This window comes from Paraburkholderia sp., from assembly GCF_035501035.1.
In the GTDB taxonomy this organism is placed as follows: Bacteria; Pseudomonadota; Gammaproteobacteria; order Burkholderiales; family Burkholderiaceae; genus Paraburkholderia.
The window spans coordinates 1-2,448 of sequence record NZ_DATJWR010000178.1 but is presented as its reverse complement, the minus strand read 5'-3'; the positions used below and the strand labels follow the sequence as shown (position 1 = coordinate 2,448).

Genomic DNA, 2,448 nt, shown 5'->3' with positions numbered 1-2,448 from the left:
GGTGAGCGCCACGATCTTCTCCGATTCGCTTCGTTGCTCTTCAGCGAGTCCCGCATGGCCGCGTTCAGGCCTTCAACACCCCGAAGATCTCACTCAACATCGTCTTCGCATCGCCGAACAGCATGCGGTTGTTGTCCTTGTAGAAGAGCGGGTTATCCACGCCCGCATAGCCAGAAGCCATGCTGCGCTTCATCACGATCGACGTCTTCGCCTTCCACACCTCCAGCACCGGCATGCCGGCGATCGGGCTAGCCGGGTCCTCCTGCGCCGCGGGGTTCACGATATCGTTCGCGCCGATCACCATCGAAACGTCCGCCTCCGGGAAATCCGTGTTGATCTCATCCATCTCGAGCACGATGTCGTATGGCACCTTCGCTTCGGCCAGCAGCACATTCATGTGGCCTGGCATGCGGCCCGCCACCGGGTGGATCGCGAAGCGCACGTCGACGCCCTTTTCGCGCAGCAGCTTCGTGAGTTCGAAGACCGTATGCTGGGCCTGTGCGACCGCCATGCCGTAGCCCGGTACGATGATCACGCGCTTCGCGTCGCGCAGTAGCTCGGCGGTTTCGGCGGCGCTCACTGCCACCGCCTCGCCGGCCGGCTGCGCGCTCGCGCCGCCCGCAGTTGCGGGCACGCCCGCGCCGGTCCCGAAGCCTCCGGCGATCACGCTGATGAAGTTGCGGTTCATCGCGCGGCACATGATGTACGAGAGGATCGCGCCCGACGAGCCCACCAGCGCGCCGATCACGATCAGCAGGTCGTTGCCGAGCATGAAGCCGGTGGCCGCCGCCGCCCAGCCCGAGTAGCTGTTGAGCATCGACACAACCACGGGCATGTCGGCACCGCCGATTGCCATCACCATGTGCACGCCGAACAGCAGCGAGATCACCGTCATCACGACGAGCGGCATCGTGCCGTCCTGAATCGTCTCTGCATGCAGGAACGCGTGACCGTAGTAGATCACGATCAGCAGCGCGGCCAGGTTCAGCCAGTGGCGCGCCGGCAGCAGCAGCGGCTTGCCGCCGATCTTGCCCGACAGCTTGCCGAACGCAATGACCGAACCCGCGAACGTCACCGCACCGATCAGGATGCCTACATAAATCTCGACTTCGTGGATCGCCTTCTCGGCGCCGGCGAACTGCACGGAGGAGTCGATGTAGCTGGCAAAGCCCACGAGGCACGCCGCGAGGCCAACGAGGCTGTGCATCAGCGCGACCAGTTCGGGCATCTGCGTCATCTGCACCTTCTTCGCGGCGAACAGGCCAACCGCCCCGCCGACGACCAGCGCAGCGACAACGTACGGAATGCCTTCGGCCGACACGCGCGGACCGAGTACAGTTGCCAGCACCGCGATGAGCATGCCGATCATGCCGAGCAGGTTGCCGCGGCGCGCGGTCTCGGGATTGGCCAGCCCGCCAAGGCTCAGGATGAAGAGAATCGCCGCGCCGATATAGGAGACGGTAGTCAGGTTGGATGTCATTGTTATCGTCCCCTTATTTGCGGAACATCGCCAGCATGCGACGCGTCACCGCGAAGCCGCCAAACATGTTGACGGCCGTGAGTGCCAGCGCGCCCACGGCGAGGCCCAGGATCAGCCCGGATGGCCGGTCGCCCGTCGCGGAGCCGTCCAGCGGCGGCGCGATCTGCACCAGCGCACCGATGGCGATGATTGACGAGATCGCGTTGGTCACGCTCATGAGCGGCGTGTGCAGCGACGGCGTGACGTTCCAGATCACCATGTAGCCGACGAAACAGGCCAGTACGAAAACCGTGAAGTGCGACAGGAACGTGGCCGGCGCAAACAGGCCCACCATCAGGAAGGCCAGCGCGCCGACGCCGAACGCGATGGCGAGCGACTGCGCTGACATCGGTTCGCTGCTGCCGTGGCCCTTCTTCGGCGCGGCTGCCGCCGCAGCAGCCGCGGGCTGGGGTTTGGGTGCGACGGCCGGCTGCTTGATCGGTGGCGGCGGCCAGGTAATGTTGCCTTCCTTGATGACCGTGAGGCCGCGGATGGCGTCGTCATCGAAATCGACGTTGATCGTGCCGTCCTTGGTCTTGCACAGTTCCTCGACCACGCGCAGCAGGTTGTTGCCATACAACGTGGACGACTGCCTCGCCAGACGCGAGGCGAGATCCGTGTAACCGACGATGGTCACGCCGTGGCGCACCACCGCCTCGCCGGGCACCGTCAGCTCGCAGTTGCCGCCCTGTTCGGCTGCCATGTCCACGATCACGCTACCCGGCTTCATCGACTGCACCATTTCGGACGTGATGAGCTTTGGAGCCAGCTTGCCCGGAATTAGCGCTGTGGTGATGATGATGTCCGCGTCCCTCGCCTGCTGCGCGTACATCGCGCGCTGCGCCTGCTGGAAGCCCTCGCTCATGACCTTCGCGTAGCCGCCGCCGCCCGAGCCTTCCTCCTCGTAGTCGACCTTGACGAATTCACCC

At 64.9% G+C, this 2,448-nt stretch carries 2 protein-coding genes; both read right to left on the bottom strand.

What is annotated here, in order from left to right; translation table 11 throughout:
- Nucleotides 1–64: 64 nt before the first annotated feature.
- Nucleotides 65–1,480, bottom strand: coding sequence for a Re/Si-specific NAD(P)(+) transhydrogenase subunit beta (gene pntB / locus VMJ11_RS12510; RefSeq protein WP_325619724.1), 1,416 nt, complete (start codon nt 1,478–1,480; stop codon nt 65–67).
- A 13-nt stretch (nt 1,481–1,493) separates the two neighbouring features.
- Nucleotides 1,494–2,448 (bottom strand): Re/Si-specific NAD(P)(+) transhydrogenase subunit alpha (locus VMJ11_RS12505; protein ID WP_325619723.1); only part of this gene is annotated, 955 nt, incomplete at its 5' end.

Coding starts and splice junctions, on each gene's coding strand:
- pntB (WP_325619724.1), bottom strand. CDS start 1,480: ATGACATCCAACCTGACTACCGTCTCCTATATCGGCGCGGCGATTCTC.